The organism is Streptomyces sp. DSM 118878, from assembly GCF_052936595.1.
Map to the genome: position 1 here is coordinate 3,561,151 of NZ_CP193622.1, position 20,535 is coordinate 3,581,685.

Annotated in this window: 18 protein-coding genes and 1 other RNA gene; 3 read left to right on the forward strand and 16 right to left on the reverse strand. The window is 71.5% G+C overall.

Annotated features, from left to right (window positions below; all coding sequences use genetic code 11):
- Positions 1-81: 81 nt before the first annotated feature.
- The 4 genes from ACRAKF_RS15665 to ACRAKF_RS15680 all read right to left on the reverse strand — a co-directional run bounded on the left by ACRAKF_RS15665 (position 82) and on the right by ACRAKF_RS15680 (position 4,141).
- Positions 82-669 carry a CGNR zinc finger domain-containing protein gene (locus tag ACRAKF_RS15665; RefSeq protein WP_447037769.1) on the reverse strand — a complete coding sequence of 196 codons (588 nt, stop codon included), beginning with the start codon at positions 667-669 and terminating at the stop codon, positions 82-84.
- Between the two features lie 127 nt (positions 670-796).
- Positions 797-1,966, reverse strand: coding sequence for a uroporphyrinogen-III synthase (locus ACRAKF_RS15670; protein WP_447037770.1), 1,170 nt, complete (start codon positions 1,964-1,966; stop codon positions 797-799).
- A gap of 144 nt (positions 1,967-2,110) precedes the next feature.
- Positions 2,111-3,463 (reverse strand): nitrate/nitrite transporter, encoded by a 1,353-nt coding sequence (locus ACRAKF_RS15675; RefSeq protein WP_447037771.1) that lies wholly within the window; start codon positions 3,461-3,463, stop codon positions 2,111-2,113.
- Between the two features lie 141 nt (positions 3,464-3,604).
- Positions 3,605-4,141: a MarR family winged helix-turn-helix transcriptional regulator gene (locus tag ACRAKF_RS15680; RefSeq protein ID WP_447037772.1), complete on the reverse strand. Its 537-nt coding sequence runs from the start codon at positions 4,139-4,141 to the stop codon at positions 3,605-3,607.
- A 109-nt stretch (positions 4,142-4,250) separates the two neighbouring features.
- On the opposite strand from ACRAKF_RS15680, the gene ACRAKF_RS15685 reads away from it, so the two are divergent.
- A complete protein-coding gene (locus ACRAKF_RS15685) occupies positions 4,251-5,201 on the forward strand; it encodes an EamA family transporter (RefSeq protein WP_447037773.1) in 951 nt (316 codons plus the stop codon).
- A gap of 106 nt (positions 5,202-5,307) precedes the next feature.
- On the opposite strand, the gene ACRAKF_RS15690 is transcribed toward ACRAKF_RS15685, so the two are convergent.
- Positions 5,308-5,931, reverse strand: coding sequence for a hypothetical protein (locus ACRAKF_RS15690; RefSeq protein WP_447037774.1), 624 nt, complete (start codon positions 5,929-5,931; stop codon positions 5,308-5,310).
- Between the two features lie 366 nt (positions 5,932-6,297).
- Positions 6,298-7,314, reverse strand: coding sequence for a LysR family transcriptional regulator (locus ACRAKF_RS15695; protein ID WP_447037776.1), 1,017 nt, complete (start codon positions 7,312-7,314; stop codon positions 6,298-6,300).
- Between the two features lie 84 nt (positions 7,315-7,398).
- On the opposite strand from ACRAKF_RS15695, the gene ACRAKF_RS15700 reads away from it, so the two are divergent.
- Positions 7,399-8,694 carry an MFS transporter gene (locus ACRAKF_RS15700; RefSeq protein WP_447037778.1) on the forward strand — a complete coding sequence of 432 codons (1,296 nt, stop codon included), beginning with the start codon at positions 7,399-7,401 and terminating at the stop codon, positions 8,692-8,694.
- Here the strand turns inward: ACRAKF_RS15700 and dacB are convergent.
- The 6 genes from dacB to ftsE all read right to left on the reverse strand — a co-directional run bounded on the left by dacB (position 8,618) and on the right by ftsE (position 14,389).
- Positions 8,618-10,210 carry a D-alanyl-D-alanine carboxypeptidase/D-alanyl-D-alanine endopeptidase gene (dacB, locus tag ACRAKF_RS15705; protein ID WP_447037779.1) on the reverse strand — a complete coding sequence of 531 codons (1,593 nt, stop codon included), beginning with the start codon at positions 10,208-10,210 and terminating at the stop codon, positions 8,618-8,620. The two genes, ACRAKF_RS15700 and dacB, sit on opposite strands and share 77 nt — an antisense overlap.
- Before the next feature lie 122 nt (positions 10,211-10,332).
- Positions 10,333-10,702: a transfer-messenger RNA gene (ssrA, locus tag ACRAKF_RS15710) on the reverse strand.
- Between the two features lie 169 nt (positions 10,703-10,871).
- Positions 10,872-11,393 (reverse strand): SsrA-binding protein SmpB, encoded by a 522-nt coding sequence (gene smpB / locus ACRAKF_RS15715; RefSeq protein WP_447037780.1) that lies wholly within the window; start codon positions 11,391-11,393, stop codon positions 10,872-10,874.
- Between the two features lie 18 nt (positions 11,394-11,411).
- Positions 11,412-12,599, reverse strand: a complete 1,188-nt coding sequence (locus tag ACRAKF_RS15720) for a S41 family peptidase (protein ID WP_447037782.1) — start codon at positions 12,597-12,599, stop codon at positions 11,412-11,414.
- Positions 12,600-12,677: 78 nt separating this feature from the next.
- Positions 12,678-13,595, reverse strand: coding sequence for a permease-like cell division protein FtsX (gene ftsX, locus ACRAKF_RS15725; RefSeq protein WP_369214949.1), 918 nt, complete (start codon positions 13,593-13,595; stop codon positions 12,678-12,680).
- 104 nt (positions 13,596-13,699) lie between these two features.
- On the reverse strand, positions 13,700-14,389 hold the full coding sequence (gene ftsE / locus ACRAKF_RS15730) for a cell division ATP-binding protein FtsE (protein ID WP_030788113.1): 690 nt from the start codon (positions 14,387-14,389) through the stop codon (positions 13,700-13,702).
- Between the two features lie 275 nt (positions 14,390-14,664).
- Here ftsE and ACRAKF_RS15735 point away from each other — a divergent pair, with 275 nt between their 5' ends.
- Positions 14,665-14,856 carry a hypothetical protein gene (locus ACRAKF_RS15735; protein WP_447037783.1) on the forward strand — a complete coding sequence of 64 codons (192 nt, stop codon included), beginning with the start codon at positions 14,665-14,667 and terminating at the stop codon, positions 14,854-14,856.
- Between the two features lie 148 nt (positions 14,857-15,004).
- On the opposite strand, the gene ACRAKF_RS15740 is transcribed toward ACRAKF_RS15735, so the two are convergent.
- From ACRAKF_RS15740 to ACRAKF_RS15755, 4 genes are all read right to left on the reverse strand, one after another.
- Positions 15,005-15,736, reverse strand: coding sequence for a hypothetical protein (locus ACRAKF_RS15740; protein ID WP_447037784.1), 732 nt, complete (start codon positions 15,734-15,736; stop codon positions 15,005-15,007).
- Positions 15,737-16,014: 278 nt separating this feature from the next.
- The gene (prfB, locus tag ACRAKF_RS15745) at positions 16,015-17,121 is read right to left on the reverse strand and encodes a peptide chain release factor 2 (RefSeq protein WP_447037785.1); all 1,107 of its coding nucleotides are present in this window, start codon (positions 17,119-17,121) and stop codon (positions 16,015-16,017) included.
- 98 nt (positions 17,122-17,219) lie between these two features.
- Complete coding sequence (locus tag ACRAKF_RS15750; protein ID WP_447037787.1) at positions 17,220-18,455, reverse strand: serine/threonine-protein kinase; 1,236 nt, start codon at positions 18,453-18,455, stop codon at positions 17,220-17,222.
- Positions 18,456-18,629: 174 nt separating this feature from the next.
- Positions 18,630-20,264 carry a serine/threonine-protein kinase gene (locus tag ACRAKF_RS15755; protein WP_447037788.1) on the reverse strand — a complete coding sequence of 545 codons (1,635 nt, stop codon included), beginning with the start codon at positions 20,262-20,264 and terminating at the stop codon, positions 18,630-18,632.
- Positions 20,265-20,535: the final 271 nt, after the last annotated feature.

Genomic DNA, 20,535 nt, shown 5'->3' on the forward strand with positions numbered 1-20,535 from the left:
GGGCGGTCTCACGACGGAGGTACGTAGATGGGGCGGATGGTGTTCAACGCCGTGTGCGGCGCGTGGCGGGCCCGGGGTCGCTCACGTACGGGCGAGCGCGGCCCTGCGGCGGTGCCTCGCGACGCGTTCGCGGTTGCCGCAGACCTCGCTGGAGCACCAGCGGCGGCGGTGGCCCCGGGAGGTGTCCAGGTACACGAGCGGGCAGTTGTCGCCCTCGCAGCGGCGGAGCAGGACGCGGACCGCGGGGTCGGTGAGCAGGTCGACGGCGTCCCTGGCCACGGCGGCGACGAGCGCGGCGCAGCCCGGTTCCTCGCGCAGGGCGCGCACCAGGGTGCCGTCGGCGGCGCGTACGGCGTACGGGACCGGGGGCGCTGCGGCGGCCAGCGCGTTGACGCGCTCCAGCGCGCCGGGCGCCGGCAGCCGGTCGATCTCCCCGCCGACCAGCTCCGCGATCCGCGCGCGCAACTCCCGGAAGCGGTCGAGCCATGGGGGACCCACCGCGGCCGGCCGCGTATCCGGCGGTACGAGGCCCGCGCCCGCGAGCCAGGCGCGCAGCGCCGTCACCGAGTCGAGCCGTTCCACGGGGTGGTCCGTCGCCACCAGATCGAGGCAGCTACGCCCTGAGTCGAATCGCAGCTCGTACGGAGCCGGGGCCATGCCCAACGCCATGCGTCTGTCACCGCCTTGGGGTCACCGGTGAGGAATGCCGTTGTGTACCCCTACAGTGCCTCTCCCCCGCCGGGTCCGGAACCCCTGCCACCGGGCGAGACGCCGGCTGATGGCCCCCGGGGGCCGGTCAGTCGGCGTACTTGGAGTCCGCCGCCGGGTCGACGGCGAGGCGGTAGCCCCGTTTGACGACCGTCTGGATCAGCTTCGGGGTGCCCAGTGCCGTGCGCAGGCGGGCCATCGCCGTCTCCACCGCGTGCTCGTCGCGGCCCGTTCCCGGCAGCGCCCGCAGCAGTTCCGCGCGGGCCACCACCCAGCCGGGCCTGCGGGCGAGGGCCCGCAGCAGGGCCATGCCGGCGGGCGGCACGGCCCGCAGCTCCTCGTCGACGACGACCGCGTGCCCCCGGATCTCCACGCGGTGCCCGGCGACGGGCAACACCCGCGCGCGGGAGGGCAGTTCCTGGCAGAGGAGCTGGACGAGGGGGCCGAGCCGGAAGCGTTCGGGCCGCACGGTGTCCACGCCCCGCGACTGGAGCGGCAGCGCGGTCACCGGCCCCACGCACGCGGCAAGCACGTCATGGCCGAGGGCGGCGAGGAACTCGTCCACCATGCCCCGCTCCTCCGCCCGCGAGAGCAGCGACGCGGCGGCGGGCGCGCTGGTGAACGCCAGGGCGTCGACGCCCCGCCCGACCGTCGCGTCGAGGAGACGGTCCACGGGCCCGAGGTCCTCCGGCGGCAGCCACCGGTAGACGGGCACCCCGACGACCTCCGCTCCCCCGGCCCGCAGCGACTCGACGAAGCCGGGCAGCGGCTCCCCGTGCAACTGCAACGCGATGCGCCGCCCGGCGACGCCCTCGCCGAGCAGCCGGTCGAGCACCTCCGCCATGGACTCCGACGAGGGTGACCACTCCTCGGTGAGCCCGGCGGCCCGTACGGCACCCTTCACCTTCGGGCCGCGGGCCAGCAGTTCGACGCCCCGCAGGCAGCGCAGGAGCGCCTCCCCGTATCCCCATCCCTCGGCGGCCTCGATCCAGCCGCGGAAGCCGATCGCGGTGGTGGCGATGACGATGTCCGGGGCGTGGTCGATCAGCCCCTTCGTCGCCGAGAGCAGCTCGCTGTCGTCGGCGAGCGGCACGATGCGCAGCGCGGGCGCGTGCAGCACGGTGGCGCCGCGCCGCTGGAGGAGCGTGCCGAGTTCGTCGGCGCGCCGGGCCGCGGTCACGCCGACGGTGAACCCGGCGAGGGGCCCGTGCGCCGCCTTCGCGGCCGGGCTCGGGTCGTTCGATGGAGTGGCGTGCATGGGGTCCGTCTCGTCTGAATCCCGCGGGGCTGGTGGCTGGAGGGGGAGGTTCGGCTTCTGGGCGGCGGACAGGGCCGTCGTCCGCGCCGAGCGTGCCAACGGCGCGTGACGGGCCCGGTTCACGGTGATGTCCGCCGTGTTACGTCACACCTCGGCGTAGCTGAGCCGCGGCTTCGCCTCCGTGTCCGTGTCCGTACCGGGAACCCTACGGCCGGCCGTGGGCCGCCGGCGAAGGTACACGGCCCAGGTGACGACCGCGCACACCCCGTAGAAGGCGAGGAAGGCGACGTACGCCCCGGTCCCGGACCCCACTGTCCGGAAGGACTGCCGCAGGGCGAGGTTGATGCCGAGCCCGCCGAGCGCGCCGACCGCGCCGATGAGCCCCATGGAGGCCCCGGAGAGCCGCCGTCCGTAGGCCGCCGCCGCCTCCCCCGTCAGCCCGAGCGCCTCACCCTTGGCCTGGAAGATGCCCGGGATCATCTTGTACGTGGAGCCGTTGCCGAGCCCGGTGAGCACGAACAGGGCGATGAAGGCGCCGACGAACAGCGGCAGCGACTCCCGCATGGAGGCGATGACGACGACGCCGGTCGCGGCCCCCATGGCGAGGAAGTTCCCGAGGGTGATGCGGGCCCCGCCGAACCGGTCGGCGAGCCGCCCGCCCACGGGCCGGATCAGCGAGCCGAGCAGCGGTCCGATGAAGGTGAGCTGGGCGGCCTCCAGCGGCGTACGCCCGAACTGGGTCTGGAGGACGAGCCCGAAGGCGAAGCTGTATCCGATGAACGACCCGAACGTCCCGATGTACAGAAGCGCCATGACCCACGTGTGCGGCTCCCGCACGGCGGCCTTGGCGGCGCCGGTGTCATTGCGTACGGAGGAGATGCTGTCCATGTAGCGCGCGGCGCACAGCACGGACAGCAGGATGAAGGGGATGTAGATCCCAAGGACCACACGCGGGCCGCCGCTCGCCCCGATGACGGCGAGTCCGACGAGCTGCACGACGGGTACGCCGATGTTGCCGCCCCCGGCGTTCAGCCCGAGCGCCCACCCCTTCTTCCGCAGCGGGAAGAAGGAGTTGATGTTGGTCATGCTGGACGCGAAGTTGCCGCCGCCGACGCCGGTGAGCAGCGCGCACACCATGAAGGTGGTGTAGGAGGTGCCGGGCTCCATCACCACGAAGGCGGCGACGGTGGGCACGAGCAGCAGCGAGGCGGCGATGACCGTCCAGGCACGTCCGCCGAAGCGGGCCACGGCGAAGGTGTAGGGGACGCGCACGACGCCCCCGACGAGCGTCGCCATCGACACCAGGAAGAACTTCCCCGCGGCGTCGATCCCGTACTCCGGCCCCATGAACAGCACCATCACGGACCACAGGCTCCACACGGAGAAGCCGATGTGCTCGGACAGCACGGAGAACGCCAGGTTCCGCCGGGCGACCCGCTCCCCGCCCTCCTCCTTCCAGAACCTCTCGTCCTCGGGCTCCCACCGCTCGATCCACATCCCAGCCTCCACACCGTCGACCAACGCCGGTTCCCGACGGTAGGAAGCCCCCGTTTCCACGCTGTGGCCTCCAGTGACCACGGGGGAACGTTGCTCTCACTCGGGGTGGGGCGGGGTGGTGAGGGTGATCCGCCGAGTGCCTCAGCCCAGGTGCGTGTCGCCCAGGGACACAAGGAGCCTGCGCAGCACCCCGTCGACGGCCGCGCGGTCCTCCGGCGTCAGAGCCGCCAGCATCCGCTCCTCGTTGGCGATGTGATCGGCGACCGCCCGGTCGACGAGGTCCAGGCCCGTGTCCGTGAGGCGGACGCGGATGGCCCTGCGGTCCGCGGGGTCGGGGCGGCGTTCGATGAGCCCCTTGCGCTCCAGCTTGTCGAGGCGGTTGGTGATGGCGCCGGACGTGACCATCGCGGTCTTCAGGAGGCCGCCGGCGGTCAGTTCGTGCGGGGCGCCGACCCTGCGCAGCGTGGCGAGGACGTCGAACTCGGCGAACTCAAGACCGTACTCGGCGAACACCTTCTTCATGCCCTTGCTCAGCAGGTGGTCGGCCCGTTTGATGCGGCCCACCAGCGCCATCGCGTCCAGTTGCGCGAGGTCGAGGTCCGGGCGCTCCCGGCGCCACTGACCGCGCAGCTCGTCAATCGCGTCCGCCGTTCCGGCGTTCTCCTGGCTGCCGCTCACCCGAAATCCAATCTCTCAACGTTCAGATACTTGACGTTCGCAGACCAGCGCTCCATATTTATCTCAACGTTGAGAATACCAGCGTTGAGGGTTTCCGAGGGGGAACGTCATGTCCATCCACACCAGCAAGGCCCGGCCGGTCTCCGCCCCGAGCCGCCCGGCGACCCCCGGTCCCGCGACAGCGCCCCGCGCCTTCGCCGGAGCCGCCGGGACCGCCGTGCTCGCCGCCATCGGCCCCGCGACCTGGGGCACCACCTACGTCACGACCACCGAACTGCTGCCCGCCGACCGGCCGTTGCTCGCCGCCGCCCTGCGCGCGCTGCCCGCCGGGCTGATCCTGCTCGCCCTCACCCGGCGGCTGCCGAGCGGCGAGTGGTGGTGGAAGGCGGGCGTGCTGGGGCTGCTCAACTTCGGGGCGTTCTTCCCGCTCCTCTTCTTCGGCGCCTACCACCTGCCCGGCGGCGTCGCCTCCACCGTCAGCGCCGTCATGCCGCTGCTCGTCGCGGGCTTCGGGGTCGGCGTCCTGAAGGTGCGGCCCACCCGCCGTACGCTGCTCGCGGGCCTCGTCGGTGTCGCGGGCGTCGCCCTCCTGGTCCTGCGCGGCAGCGCCACGGTGGACCTCGCCGGCCTCGTCGCGATGCTGACGGCCACGACGCTGATGGCCCTCGCCGTGGTCCTCAGCAAGCGCTGGGGGCGCCCCGAAGGCGTCTCCCTGCTCGCCCTCACGGGCTGGCAGCTGACCGCGGGCGGCCTGGTCCTCGCCCCCGTCGCGCTCACCGCCGAGGGGCTGCCGGACCACTTCACCGGCGCCAACGTCGCCGGGTACGTCTACCTCGGCGTCATCGGCACGGCCCTCGCGTACGCCCTCTGGTTCCGGGGCATCGAACGCCTCCCCGCCTCCTCGGTCTCCTTCCTCGGCCTGACCAACCCGGTCGTCGCCACGCTGGCGGGCCTGCTGCTCCTCGGGCAGACCCTCACCGCCTGGCAGCTCGGCGGCCTGGTCCTGGTGATCGGCAGCGTCGTCCTCGGCCAGAGCCGCCGCACGGCGCGGCGCGCGTGACCCCGCCCACCGACACGCGGCGGACGACGGGAAACGGCCGCGCATCGTCACCACCCGATGCGCGGCCATCCGCCCCGTGCACCCGCCGGCCCGCGGCGGGGCGCGGTTACTTCGCGGGGAACTTCCAGATCAGCGGCTCGTTCTCGCTGTCCTCCGGCGTCCAGTGGACCTCAAGGGCCTTGGTGCCGGTGGGGACCAGGTAGGTCTGGCAGAGCACGTGGCTCTCGCCCTTCTTCCAGCCCTCCAGCTCCAGCTCGTCCTCGCAGCCCGCGGCGTCCTCGGAGGCGCCGATCAGGAGGCCGCCGCGGGCGCCGTCGGCGTAGACCTCCGCGCCGTCGCCGACGTCCGGGACGTCCGCGAGCGCGGCGCCCGCCTTGTGCGTGTACTTCACGTGGGCGACGGCGGCGACCAGGCCCTTGGCCTTCTTCGGGTCGGAGACCAGCTTCGCGGTCTCCGCCTCCGTGCTGAGGTCGACCTTCTGGGCGGCGATGTCGTACGTGACCATGTCGTCGCCCTCCTTGCTCTTGCCCGTGGTGCTCTCGCCGGGCTTCAGCGCGGAGGGCTGCTTGGGCTCGGAGTTGGCCGAGTCCGAGTTGGCCGAGTCGGACTTGGGCGCGTCCGCCTTCTTGTCCTCGGACTTCTTGTCGTCACCGCCGCCACAGGCGGTCAGGGCGAGGGCGAGTACAGCGACGGGCGCGGCGAAACGCAGCGCGGTCTTCTTGCGAAGCAAAACGAACTCCCGGCAGGTGTGGGGCCCCGCCGCCTGACGCGTGATCCGTCCGCACTTGCAACGCGCGTGATCAGCACGCGTGTTGCGGCCGGTTGAGGAATCCACCCTAGGAGGTGGTCACGTATCGCGTCGAGTCGGTTACGGAACCCAGCACACGGTTCGTTAGCACCTGCCAACTGTCATGCCCACATCCATTCGCGCACACGGCACACAGTCGTTCGCCCGAGCGAAGTTCCGCCGTCCGCGCGGCGGGTGCGGTCGGCCGGGCGCCGGGCACGGGCACCCGAACTACCCCGCCATGCGGGGATATTTCCACGCCCCTCGCGAGCCCGCCGACACCTGTTGCGCCGATAACGGTTGCACAACTCACCTCGCCTGCTCGCCCGGCGGCTCCGTCATGGCGCGTGCGTCCAAGGCCGGAACCCAGCCGTCCGCGGGTTTCCGCAGCCACCCTTCGGCGGCCGACAGCTCCGCGGCGGCGGTCCGGAGCGCCGTCAGACCCGGATGACTCAGCCCCTTCCGCCACACCAGGGACAGCGGTGACAGCGGAACGGGTTCGACCAGCGGCCGCAGTTCGGCGCCCGGCATGGCCGGAAAGTCCACCACCGCCAAGACTGGATTCCGCTTCTTCGCCATGACCCGACCGAACTCTTCCGGCCCCACGGCGAGCGGCGCCGGTTCGGCGACGCCGATGTCACGCCCCTCGAAGAGCCGGCGCGCGAGATCGGTCCACTCCGGCGTCCGCGGGTTTCCGGCCCCCGCGTACACGGTCTCCCCCGCGAGCGCCGCCAGCGGCACCGCGTCGAGCCCCGCCAGCGGATGGCCCTCCGGCAGCAGCACCGCCATCGGTTCGTACCGCACGGGCTGGTGGGCGAGGGCGGAGCGCAGCGCGGGGTCCAGTCCCGCGTACCTCCCGAAGGAGACGTCGAGGCGCCCGGCGATGATGTCGGCGGCGGCGCCGGTGAGGCCGCTCTCGTAACGGGCCATCAGTTCGCACTCCGGGGCGAGCTCGCGGGCCCGCTCCAGGATCCGTCCGCAGACGAGGCCCGGGCTGTTCAGATCGACGAGCAGCGGGCGCTCGGCCCCGGTGAACGCGGCGACCAGCTCGTCCTGCGCCGCGAGGACACGCCGCGCGTGCGGCAGGAGCCGCTCCCCGTCGGCGGTCAGCGTGACCTGCCGGGTCGTGCGCGAGAAGAGCTCCGCGCCCAGCTCCCGTTCGAGGCGGCGCACATCACGGCTCAGCGCCTGCTGCGCCACGTACAGCCGGGCGGCGGCCCGCGTGAAGTGCAGCTCCTCCGCCACGGCGAGAAAGGCGCGCAACAGCCGGGGGTCGATGTCGCCCCGCCGGGGGCCTGATGGTCGTATCACCGGAACCTCGATCACCGGAGGAACTTACAACGCCGGTGCGTGAATCGGTACGGAGAAGGTGTTGGACCCCGGCACGGGCCCCCGGCCAGGGTGAGACCCATGCCGAATCTTCTCTCCCGCCGAAGAGGCGTGCCCGCGGGCGGCCCGCCCCGCGGCCCCCGCAACCCCTACGCCGCCCTCTTCGCGATACCCGGGGCCACCGCCTTCACCGCGGGCAACCTCATCGCCCGGCTGCCCATGGGCATGTTCAGCGTGAGCGCCGTCATCATGATCTCCGGGGCCCGCGGTTCGTACGCCCTGGCCGGTGCCGTCACCGCGACCGGCCTCGCGGCGACCGCCGTGGTCGCGCCCTGGACGGCGCGGCTCGTCGACCGGTACGGACAGGCGCGCGTCGCCGTGCCCGCCACCGTGATCGCCGCGCTCGGCTCGCTCTCGCTGCTGCTCTGCGTGCGCTACGGAGCGCCCGACTGGACGCTCTTCGCCTCGTACGCGGCCACGGCCACCACCCCGAACACGGGCGGCATGTCCCGGGCGCGCTGGGCCCACCTCCTCAAGGGCGACGCCGGGGCCACGCACACCGCCAACTCCTTCGAGCAGGCCGCCGACGAGCTCTGCTTCATGCTCGGCCCCGTCCTCGCCGCCTTCCTCTGCGGTGCGCTCTTTCCGCAGGCGGGCACCTTGATCGGCGTGGTCCTGCTGGTGACAGGGGTGCTCGTCTTCGCCGCCCAGCGGGCGACGGAACCTCCGCCGCGAGGGCGTACGGACGCCGCCGACGGCACCCGATCGCCCCTTCGCGCGCGCGGGATGCCCGCCCTGCTTGTCGTCTTCCTCGCCACCGGTGCCGTGTTCGGCTCCCTGGAGGTCGTCACCATCGCCTTCGCCGACGCCCAGGGGAACAAGGCCGCCGCGGGTGTCGTCCTCGCCCTCCAGGCCGCGGGCTCCTGCGCGGCTGGGCTCGTCTACGGTGCCGCGAAACCGCGTGGCCCGCTGGTGCGCAGGCACCTGCTGTGCGGCGCGGCGATGGCGGCCCTGATGACGCTGCCGCTGCTCGCGGCGACCGTCACGGACTCGCTGATCGTCCTCTCCCTGGCCCTGCTCGTCGCCGGCATGGCCACGGCCCCCACGATGGTCACCGGCATGACCCTGGTCCAGCGCCGCACCCCCGAGGGGCGGCTCAACGAAGGCATGACCCTCGCCGTGACCGGCATCCTCGGGGGCATCGCGTGCGGTGCCGCGGGCGGCGGCTGGGCCGTGGAGCGGTTCGGCCCCGCCGCGGGCTACTGGGTGCCGGTCGCCGCCGCCTGCACCGCCCTGCTGCTCAGCAGCGCGCAGGCTTGCGCCACGAGCACTCCACGTCGCCGTTCTGATCGGCCGCGCGTACCGAGCGGGGTCTGACCGGCTCGGCCCTGTCCGCGGTCGAGGAGGCCAGGGTCACCACGATCGCGTCCTCCAGGGCCTTCACCGAGGAGGGAAGGTAGTTGTTGAGGATGATGCTGAAGACCAGTTCGCGCCCGTCCTTGTCCTTCACGTAGCCGGACAGCGCGGACGCCCCCGTCAGCGAGCCGGTCTTGGCGTGGACGTTGAGGGCCGCCGGGGTCCCGCACATCCGCGAGCGCAGCGTGCCGCCGTCGGACTTGCCGGGCGCGCACGCCACCGGCAGGGACTTGTACCAGTCGTCGAACCAGGGCTCGCCCTTCACCGAACGCAGCAGCCCGATGTACTGCTCGGCCGCGACGTTGTCCTTGCGCGAGAGCCCGGAGCCGTCCACCTGGCGGATCTTGGCGGGGTCGACACCGGCCGTCTTCAGATAGCCGCGGATCGCGGCGATCCCGTCGCCCCAGCTGCCCGGCCGCCCGGTCGCCTCGTACCCCATCGCCTTGGTCAGGGACTCCGCGTGCATGTTGTTGGACAGCTTCATGAAGGGGACCATGAGGTCCTTGACCGGCATGGAGTCGTGCGAGGCGAGCCTCTTGGCGCCCTTGGGCGCGGCGGTCCCGGTCCTGGTCGGGCCGCTCACCTTCACGCCGTGCGCGGCGAGCGCGTCGCGGAAGACGGCGGCGGCGTACCCGGTCGGCTCCCAGACGGTCACCCACTCCTTGGTGGTGGCCCCGCCGACCGGCACCGTGCCGCTGACGGTGATGGTGTTCTCGCCGTGCCGCCGCTCCACGGCGATGGTGTCGTCGCCGCCCGCGGCGACGGTGGCCGCCCGCAGGTCGATGTCCACGTAGTCCGTCTTCGGCGTGACGCTCACGCGCGGTTTCGCCCCCGCCTTCGCGCCCGGCGAGACCTCGACGATGACGGTCCCGGTGTCGTAGTCCGTGTCGGGGGCGACGCTGAGGGCGCTGATCTGCGCCGCGTAGTACGCGGACTCGTCGTCGCCGCCCCAGGTGTCGCCGACGCGGTGGGCATCGAAGCGGGTGTCGTCGGCGACCAGGCGCCCCGAGACCCGCCTGACCCCGGAGTCCGCGATCTTCGCGGCGAGGCCGTCGTAGTCCTTGGCGAGCGTCGTCGGATCGCCTGTGCCGCGCAGATACAGGTCTCCGTGGAGTACGTTCCCGCGCCGCGGGCCGTCGGAGAGGACGTCGGTGGTGAAGCGGTGGTCGGGCCCGAGCAGCTCCATGGCGGCGGCCGAGGTGAGCAGCTTGGTGTTGGAGGCGGGCATCAGGCGCCCGCTGGGCAGGTGCTGGTAGAGGGTGTCGCCGGACGCGGCGTCGGCGACCACGACACTGGCCGTGCCGCCCTCCATGCGGGGGTCGCCGAGGATGGTGTCGATGGCTTCGGGGAGCCCGGACCTGTCGGAGTCCGCCCCGGCCGGCGGGCCGAACGAGAGGCCGGCCGCCGCGACGGCGAGCACGGCGGGCCAGATCCAGTGGCGCATGCGGTTGCTGACGCGTCTCACGGGTCTACTCATGACCCTGGAGCATCCCCGACCCGGCCGCATCGCGACAGACCCCGCTCCGTACGGAACGGAGAACGGAGAACGGAAGAAGCCCCCTGGTCCGGAGACCAGGGGGCTTCTTCCTCACATGGGAATTGTGGAGATGGCGGGAATCGAACCCGCGTCCAACGGTGCAGAATCAGGGCTTCTCCGTGTGCAGTTCGCTGCGATTTTCTCGGCCCCGGCGATCACGCGAACAAGTCGCCGACGGGCCCAGTCACTGTTTGATTTCCTTCCAGGTCCCGTGACCGGGCCTAGAAGTTTAGTTCCCTAGCTGATGCCAGGATCCGGGTCGGGAACACCCCCGGGCTGACACTTCGCAAGTCGCTACTTAGGCAGCGAGGGCGAAGGAATCGCGCTTGGTGTTGGCGATTATTTTTTGCGACATATGGTTTACGAGATCATTGCCGCTTCCTCGACACGCTTCCCCTGCTTCGACATCCGCTGTCGAAACCGATCATCCCCATGTTGATTTTTCAAGGTGGATCTTCCGGCCCGCTTCGCAGTGGACCTTCGATCCGGCTCGCCCCGTCACCAGCGGAGCAAGCCCCATCGTACGTGACCAACGCACGACGGTGCCAGCCTATTCCCGCGGACGTCGGACCGGCGGCCCCGACGGGCCCGCGGACGGCCGCTAGGCGATGCCCTGGCGTCGGCGCACGGCCGAGACCTCGCGGTTCGTCTCGCGCGTGTCCTGCTTCTCGCGGAGCGTCTGCCGCTTGTCGTACTCCTTCTTGCCCTTGGCCAGGGCGATCTCCACCTTGACCCGGCTGTCCTTGAAGTACAGGGCGAGCGGCACGATCGTGTGCCCCGTCTCCTTCGACTTCGACTCCAGCTTGTCGATCTCCACGCGGTGCAGCAGGAGCTTGCGCTTGCGCGTGGCGGAGTGGTTGGTCCAGGTGCCCTGCACGTACTCCGGTACGTGGATGTTGTGCAGCCACGCCTCACCGCGGTCGATGTGCACGAAGCCGTCCACGAGGGAGGCCCTGCCCATCCGCAGCGACTTGACCTCGGTCCCCATCAGGACCAGGCCGCACTCGTAGGTGTCCAGGATGTGATAGTCGTGCCGCGCCTTCTTGTTCTGCGCGACCATCTTGCGGGCGGGTGCCTTCTCAGCGGCCTTCGCGGCCTTGCGCTTTACCTTTTCCTTCGCCATAGTCCGGCTATTTTCGCACTACGAGGGGGGTCCGAGGCCAGTCAATACTGTCTCGGCCCGCGCTTCGGCCCCGTGCTCGGCCTCCAGGTCCGGCGTGATGCCCCTGCCGTCCACCGCCCGCCCCGACGGAGTGCGGTACTCCCCGACGGTCAGCTCGGCCACGGAGCCGTCAGGGAGGCGGCTCGGCATCTGGACCGAGCCTTTGCCGAAGGTCCGCGTGCCCACCACGACCGCGCGCCCCCGGTCCTGCAAGGCGCCCGTGAGCAGCTCGGCCGCGCTCATCGTGCCGCCGTCGACGAGCGCGACCACCGGTCTGCCGGTGTCGCCGCCGCGCTCGGCGTGCAGGGCCTTCTGCTCGCCCCGTACGTCGTACGTCGCCACGAGACCTCCGTCGACCAGGGCGGACGCGGCGGTGACCGCCTCCGCCACCAGGCCGCCCGAGTTCCCGCGCAGGTCAAGGAGGATGCCCGCGCCGTCGGGCGCCTCGCGCACCGCGTCCCGCACGGCCTCGCCCGAGCCCTTGGTGAACGCGTCGACCTTGATCAGCGTCGCGCCGCCGGACAGCTCGGTGACCGTGACGGAGTCCGTGGAGAGCCGGGCCCTGCGCAGCGTCTCGTTCCACGCGCGCGTGCCCCGCTCCAGGCCGAGCTCCACCGGTGTGCCCGCGCGGTCGCCGCGCAGCAGGGAGACGGTCTCCGTGACGGGGCGGCCCGTGACGCGGCGGCCGTCGACGGAGCGCAGCCGGTCGCCCGGGCGGATGCCGGCCAGGGCCGCGGGCCCGCCCTCGCGCACCCGGGAGACCTCGATGTGCCCGTCGGCCGCGCGGCGCGCCCACAGGCCGACGCCGGTGTAGGCACCGTCGAGGGCCTGCTCGAACTTCTGGAACTCCCCGTGCGAGTACACCGAACCCCAGCGGTCCCCGCTGCGGCTGACGGCCTCCTCGGCGGCCTCCTTCGCGGACTCGCCGTCGGCCATGGCCTCGGCGGCGGCGTCCGCCGCGTCGTCGGCGGTGCCGTCGAGCGGGGCCGCGGCGTCCGAACGTACCGAAGGAGAGGGTGCTTTCCGGCCCTCGTCGGCCTCGTCGCTCCAGGACCCGGTGGCGGCCCCCGTGACGAGGACACTCGCGAACACCAACGTCAGGGTCGCCCCGCGGCGGACACGGCGGGGCGGTGAGAACCGGTCCACGAACCGGTCGAGGCCTGACATGCCGGTGAGTCTAGGACAACCAGAAGCGCCGCACGGTTGGTTGAACCGTGCGGCGCCCCGTTTCGCTGTGCGTGTCCGTCACACCTTGAGGTACTTGCGCAGCGCGAAGAACGCGGCGAGCGCGGGCATCAGCAGGCCGATCGCCAGCACCAGCGGCAGCTTCGCGAGGACCGCGTCCCAGCCGATGAAGTTGATGAGGTTGATCTTCTCGGAGAGCGCGAGACCGTGGTCGATCATGAAGTAGCGGCCCACGACCAGCATTCCGCAGGCGAGACCGCCGCCGATGAGACCGGCGACCGCGGCCTCCATGATGAACGGCATCTGGATGTAGAAGCTGGACGCGCCGACGAGACGCATGATGCCCGTCTCCCGTCTGCGGCTGAACGCCGACACGCGCACCGTGTTGACGATCAGCATCAGCGCCACGACGAGCATGAGCGCCATCACGGCGACCGCCGCCCAGTTCATGCCGTTGAGCAGCTCGAAGAGGTTGTCCAGATAATCCTTCTGGTCCTGCACGGACTGCACGCCGTCACGGCCGGAGAAGGCGGTGGCGACCACCTGGTACTTCTCCGGGTCCTTCAGCTTGACGCGGAACGACTCCTGCATCTGGTCCGGCGTCAGCGAGCTGGCCAGCGGGGAGTCGCCGAACTGCTCCTTGTAGTGCTTGTACGCCTCGTCCGCCGACTCGTGCTGGACGGTGTCCACGACCGGCATCTTCTTCAGATCACCGAGGATCTGGTCCTTCTGCTCGTTCGTGACGGCGCCCTTGGCGCACTTGGGGTCCTGCTCGGCGTCCGCCTTGTTGCAGAGGTAGATCGAGACGTTGACCTTGTCGTACCAGTAGCCCTTCATCGTGCTCACCTGGTCACGCATGAGCAGCGAACCGCCGAACAGGGCGAGCGAGAGCGCTACGGAGACGATCACCGCGAAGGTCATCGTGAGATTCCGGCGGAGACCGACGCCGATCTCCGACAGGACGAACTGGGCGCGCATGGCCGCCTTTCAGTGGATCAGGTGCATCGAGTGATCAGGTGCGTCAAGTGCATCAGAGACACGGGCGGACACGGGCGTCGGATGCCCGTGTCCGCAGCTCGCGGCTAGTGCTGGTATCCGTACACGCCGCGCGACTGGTCGCGGACGAGACGGCCCTTCTCCAGCTCGATGACACGCTTGCGCATCTGGTCCACGATCTGCTGGTCGTGGGTGGCCATCACGACGGTGGTGCCGGTCCGGTTGATCCGGTCGAGCAGCTTCATGATGCCGACGGAGGTCTGCGGGTCGAGGTTGCCGGTCGGCTCGTCGGCGATCAGCAGCTTGGGTCGGTTGACGAACGCGCGCGCGATCGCCACTCGTTGCTGCTCACCTCCGGAGAGCTCGCCGGGCATCCGGTCCTCCTTGCCGCCGAGGCCCACGAGATCGAGCACCTGGGGCACGGACTTGCGGATCTCGCCGCGGGACTTGCCGATGACCTCCTGCGCGAAGGCCACGTTCTCGCCGACGGTCTTGTTGGGCAGGAGGCGGAAGTCCTGGAAGACGGTGCCCAGCTGGCGGCGCATGTGCGGCACCTTGAAGTTGGACAGGCGCGCGAGGTCCTTGCCGAGGACGTGCACCTGGCCGTGGCTGGTGCGCTCCTCGCGCAGGACGAGCCGCAGGAAGGTGGACTTTCCGGAGCCGGAGGACCCGACCAGGAAGACGAACTCGCCCTTCTCGATCTCGAGGGAGACGTCCCTCAGTGCGGGGCGGGTCTGCTTCGGATAGGCCTTGGAGACGTTGTCGAATCGGATCACGGATGCACCACGGGTTGCCGGGGGTAGGTGAGCGTGACCATACGCGAAGCCGGTGGGCGAGCGCAGTCGGCGTCCTGAGTTGCACGATTTGTCACGGCACAGTCGGGGAACAAATGGGGTAATGCCCTGGCGGGACGGTGACGCGTCGATCGGTCGGAAACCGTCGGAATGCGACGGGCCGCGCCGAAATCCGCGGAAGCTGGCACAGTGGTAGGGGGAACGATCGGGTTCCCCGTAGCGTTGGGCAGGCTGAGACTGTGCGGGAGGAGAAGCGCATGACCCTGGATCGGTTGGTATGCGCGAACTGCGCAGCGCCCGTGAGCGAAGGCCGCTGCCCTGTGTGCCGGGCCAGTCGCGAGCGACTGGAGCAGGACGGGCCCTTCGCGGGGCTCAATCCCGCGGCCCTGATAGCGCTGCTCGTGGTGCTGATCGCGGCGGTCGCGCTGCTGGCGCACCAGTCCGCGTAGCGACAGGCCGCACGAGGCACAGAGACAGAGACAAGGCGCACGAGGAAGGGCCCGGAACTCTCGCGAGTTCCGGGCCCTTCTCCATGTCCGCACGTCGCGCGTGTCGCCGCACCCGGCTCAGTCGCCGTACGTGGTCAAGCCGTCACCGTCAGGCGGTGGCGCCGCGGTTGCCGACGAGGCGCGGCAGGAGGCGGAAGCCGATGCCGCCGGCGATCATCGTCGCGGAACCGATCAGCAGGAAGGTGATCTCGGCGGCGCCGGTCTCGGCCAGCTCGCCCTTCTCACCCTGGTCGGCGTTGCTGCCGCCCTGCTCGACCGGCTTGGAGCCGGTGTCGGTCAGGCTGTCCTTGCCCTGGCCCTGCTCGACGGGGTTGGAGCCGCCGTCGGGGTCGGTGTCGTTGCCGCCACCGCCGGTGCCGCCACCGTTGTCGTTGCCGCCGCCGTTGCCGCCGCCGGTGTTGCCGCCATTGCCGCCACCGGTGCCGTTGCCACCGCCGGTGCCGTTCCCGTCACCCGGGGCGGTCGGGTCGGAGGTGGGCGGGGCGGTGGGGTCCGGGTTCGTCGGCTCGCTGGTGGGCGGGACCGTGGGGTTCTCCGTGGGCGGGACCGTCGGGTTCTCCGTGGGCGGAACCGTCGGGTTCTCCGTGGGCGGGGTCGGGATCGTGGTGGGCGGGTCCGTCGGCCCCTCGTCGTCCGGGCCCGGCAGGTCCACGTCCACACCGACGCCGCTCTCGTCCGCGTGGGCGCCCGCGCCCACACCGCCGAGGTCGACGCCGACGTCGAGTGCTGAGGCGGCACCCGCGGCGGTCAGCGAGGCACCGGCGGCGATCACTGCACCGGCGGCTATCCGCGCGACACGAATCCGCGTCTTCTTCGTCATCTGGCTGCTACCCCCAGTAGCTAATCGTCAGTGAGGCAGCGTCCGGGGCGGCGACCGCCGGGGCGCTCGATCGGCCCCCACAGATCCCACACGCCCCACGAATACGCATGCCGCGCGCCAGCCTTTCCACTTTTCCCAGCAGCGTCAAGGTCGTTGCGGGCGCGATGTCCGATATCGAGGCAGTTGACCGTCGTACGGAGATACGACTGTGACGCAAAAGGCAACTGCCGCCTTTGTGGCGGCAGTTGCCTTGTCGATAAAGCCGCTCGGGGCGGTTGCTACTTCTCCTGCTGCTTGCGCCAGCGAATTCCGGCTTCGAGGAAACCGTCGATCTCGCCGTTGAACACGGACTCGGGGTTGCCGACCTCGCAGTCCGTACGGAGGTCCTTGACCATCTGGTACGGGTGCAGGACGTACGAACGCATCTGGTTGCCCCAGGAGTTGCCGCCGTCGCCCTTGAGGGCGTTCATCTTCGCCTGCTCCTCCTGGCGGCGGCGTTCGAGGAGCTTCGCCTGGAGGACGTTCATCGCGGTCGCCTTGTTCTGGATCTGCGAGCGCTCGTTCTGACAGGAGACGACGATGCCGGTGGGGATGTGCGTCAGGCGGACCGCGGAGTCGGTCGTGTTGACGCCCTGGCCGCCGGGGCCCGACGAGCGGTACACGTCGACGCGCAGCTCGCTCTCGTCGATCTCGATGTGGTCGGTCTGCTCCACCACGGGGAGGATCTCGACGCCGGCGAAGGAGGTCTGGCGGCGGCCCTGGTTGTCGAAGGGCGAGATGCGCACGAGGCGGTGGGTGCCCTGCTCCACGGAGAGCGTGCCGTAGGCGTACGGGACGTTGACGGCGAAGGTGGTCGACTTGATGCCGGCCTCTTCCGCGTACGACGTCTCGTAGAGCTCCGTCCGGTAGCCGTGGCGCTCGGCCCAGCGCAGGTACATGCGCTGGAGCTTCTCGGCGAAGTCGGAGGCGTCGACGCCGCCGGCCTCGGCACGGATGGTGACGACGGCCTCACGGGAGTCGTACTCACCGGAGAGGAGGGTCCTGACCTCCATCTCGTCCAGCGCCTTCTTGACGGCCGTGAGCTCGGACTCGGCCTCGGCGCGGGTGTCCGGGTCGTCCTCCTCCTCGGCCATCTCGAAGAGCACGCTGAGGTCGTCGATGCGACCGCGCAGCGTCTCCGCCTTACGGACCTCCGCCTGGAGGTGGCTCAGCTTGCTGGTGATCTTCTGCGCCGCCTCGGGGTCGTCCCAGAGGGACGGAGCGGCCGCCTGCTCCTCGAGCACGGCGATATCGGCCCTCATCTTGTCGAGGTCCAGGACGGCCTCGATCGACTCCATGGTCGAGGAGAGGGACTTGAGCTCTTCGGATACATCGACGACTGCCACGACTCCAGCGTAACGGCTGCTGCAACCGTTTCCCTCCGGGGTACTCAGCGGTCACCGCCTCGCCGCCCGGCACGGGCAAGGCGCCGCCCGGGGCCCCGCTAGGGGGCCGGAGGGCCCGAGGTGCTGGTGTCCGGGGGTGCGGACTCGCCGTCGGACGTGGCCGCCCACGTGCCCACGGCCGCCGCGGCGACCAGCACCGCCCCCGCCACGCCGAGCGTGATCCGCCGGCGCCGTGCCGACGCCCGGTGCTTCGCCGAGCCCGGCCGTGCCGCCCCCGAGGCCCGCGGGGCGCGTGCCGTGCCGCGGGCGCCGCCGGCCAGCTCGTCGGGCCCCGGCACCCGCATGGAGGTGTGCGTGTCGCGGTTGGAGTCGGCGGGCGCCGCCCCCGGCACCAGGGGGACCGCGCCCCGCCGGGGAGCGGCCTTGCGCGGCTCCGGGTCGGACTCCTCGTACGCCTCCTCGGCCGGGGAGTCCTCCGTGTCCGGCTCGTCGACGTCCAGCGGCGGCATCCCCGCGACCAGCGGCAGCAGCTCCCGCAGGCGCGTGGCCAGCTCGGAGGCGCGCAGCCGCGAGGCGGGGGCCTTGGCGAGGCACTGGACGAGGAGCTGCCAGAGCTCCTCGGGGATGCCCGGGAGCGGGACGACCGTCTCGGTGACGTGGCGCCGCAGGATCGCCCCGGGGTGACCGCCGCCGAAGGGGGTGAAGCCGGCGAGGAGCTCGTAGAGGACTGTGGCCAGGGCGTAGATGTCGACGGCGGCACGCGGCGGCAGGCCCTCGATGATCTCCGGGGCGAGATAGTCCGGGGTGCCGATGATCTTCGTGGCGCGGGTCCTGCGGGGGGAGTCGATCAGCTTGGCGACGCCGAAGTCGGTGAGCAGGGCGGGGTGCGAACCGCCGGGTCCCAGCGGGCCCTGCATGTCCAGGAGGACGTTCTCGGGCTTGACGTCCCGGTGCACGATGCCCGCGGCGTGGGCGGCGGCGAGCCCGTCGGCGACGTCCGCGACGATGGCCACGGCCGCCTCGGGGGCCATGCGCCGCTCGCGGTCGAGGCGGGTGCGCAGGTCCGTGCCGCGTACGAGGTCCATGACGAGGGCCAGGTCGTTTCCGTCGACCACGAGGTCGTGGACGCCCACCACGCGCGCGTGGTCGAGGCTGAGCAGGGCCGTGCGCTCCTGGACGAAGCGGCCGACGAGTTCCTGGTCGGAGGCCAGGTCCTCGCGCAGCAGCTTGATGGCGACGGGGCCTTCGGGCCCCTCGCCGAGCCACACCGTGCCGGCACTGCCACGGCCCAGGATCTGGTGGGCGGTGTACCGGCTGCCGATCTTGCGCGTCAAGACTGCTCCTACGGATGCGTGTTGGCGACAAAACTACGCGGCCTTGCCGCCAACCTTCACTCCGGGAGCAGAAATCACTCTGCGGATGTCGACAAATCCCCAGAGTCGGCCAGGAATTGCGCCGGCCGGGGTCTGTCGCTCCGGCACCCGCCCGCCATGTGCCGGGCCCGCCCGCTACTTGCCGCCGAGATCCCCGGCCCAGCCGCTGACCGTGTCGTACCAGTCCGTGAGCTGCTCCCAGTAGCCCTTCGTCGTCCCGATCCAGTCCTGGAGCGGGCTGAACTCCCAGACCAGCCAGCTCACGACGAAGAGGATGAGGAGGGTGAACAGGCAGCCCTTGAGGCAGCCGAGGCCCGGGATCTTCATCGGGCTGGAGCTGCGCTGCCTGGGCTGGCGCGGCTCGGGCGCGGGGCGCGGGGCGGGCTGCTGGGGCGGCGGAGCCTGCGGGGGCGCCGCGTACTGCTGGGGCTGGTGCTGCTGCGGCGCGGCGGCGTACGGCTGCGGGCGCTGCCCACGGGGCTGCTGCGGCGCGTACTGCTGGGGGCGCTGCTGCGGCGGCTGCTGCTGGGGCCTGGCCACCTGACGCTGGGGGCGGCGGCGCAGCGGGTCCTGGCTGGGGTCGAGGTACGACTGGACCTGCGTCTGTTCGTTGCGGTCCCGGGCCGCGCGCATCTGGCTCTGCCAGGGGTGCGGGTCGTTCGGGTCCGCCCCGGGGTCGTTCGGCGGTACGGGCGGCATGACCGAGGTCGGGTCGGCGTCGCCGGGGCCCGGTCCGTGGCCGGTGCTCTGCATGACGCTGGTCGCCGCGTTCGGGTCGTACGAGCCCGCGTTGCTCGGCAGCACCTGCGTGGGGTCGGCCGCGCCGGGGGCGTCGGGGACGGCCGCGGGTGCCGGGTCCGGCATCAGCAGGGCGCCCACGCCCTCCGCGGCGGCGATCTGCGCCGGGGTGGAGTGCACGCCGATGCCCTCGGCGACCGTACGCAGGCCGCGGGCGAGGTTCTCCGCGCTGGGGCGGCCGTCGGGGTTCTTGTCCAGGCAGCGCTCGATGACCGTCCACAGCGGGTCGGGCACGGTGGAGGGGCGGCGCGGCTCGGCGCTGAGGTGCTGGTGCAGGACTTCGAGCGCCGAGTCGCCGCTGAACGGCGGGCGGCCCGTCACCAGCTCGTACAGCAGGATGCCCGCGCCGTAGACGTCGACGGCGCTGGTCTGCGGGCGGCCCTCGGCGGACTCGGGAGCCACGTACGCGGGCGTGCCGACGAACTCGTGGGTCCGGGTCAGGCCGGGAGAGTCCGCGAGGCGCGCGATGCCGAAGTCCGTGAGCATCGGGTGCATGCCCGCTGTGTCGTCGGAGTCCCACTTAAGCAGGACGTTGGCCGGCTTAAGGTCCCGGTGCACGACGCCGTCGGCGTGGCTGGCGGCGAGCGCGTCGGCGATCTGGGCGGTCAGGAGGGCCGCGGCGACGGGCGTGAACGGTCCGTTGTCCCGCAGGTAGCGGTGCAGGTCCGGGCCCTCGACGAGGTCCATGACCAGGGCGAGGAGGTCTCCCTCGACGACCAGGTCACGCGTCCTGACGATGTTCTGGTGCGTGAGCCTGAGCAGGACGGAGCGCTCCCTCAGGAAGCGCATCACGACGTCCGCGTCGTTGGCGAGCTCTTCCTTGAGGACCTTGATCGCGACGGTTTCGCCGGGCTGGCCGGGAACGGCCGCCTCGGCACCCGCCGTCTCCCGCTGGCGGGCTCGCCAGACGGTGCCCGTGGCGCCGCGCCCGAGCGGCTCCTCGAGCAGGTACTTGCTGCCTACCGGCCGCACGTCATGCGCTCCCTGCTGGTCTGGCTGGTCCCGTCCGGGCGGGGGTGCCGCCCGGGGGGTCTGTCCGAAGGTGTTCCGACCCACTGTAGTGCCGTCGAACAGGGCACCGGCCGGTCGGATTCCACCCGGCTTCTTCTTTCCGCGGCGTTCCGGAGCCGTCGTGAGCGGCGTTCCTGATCGTCGTCCGGTGGATAGACGCCTGCCCGTGGCCATTGGTTGCCGAGTGGTCCCGGTTCGGCCTGCATCCGAGAACGACCGGAGATAACCGCAA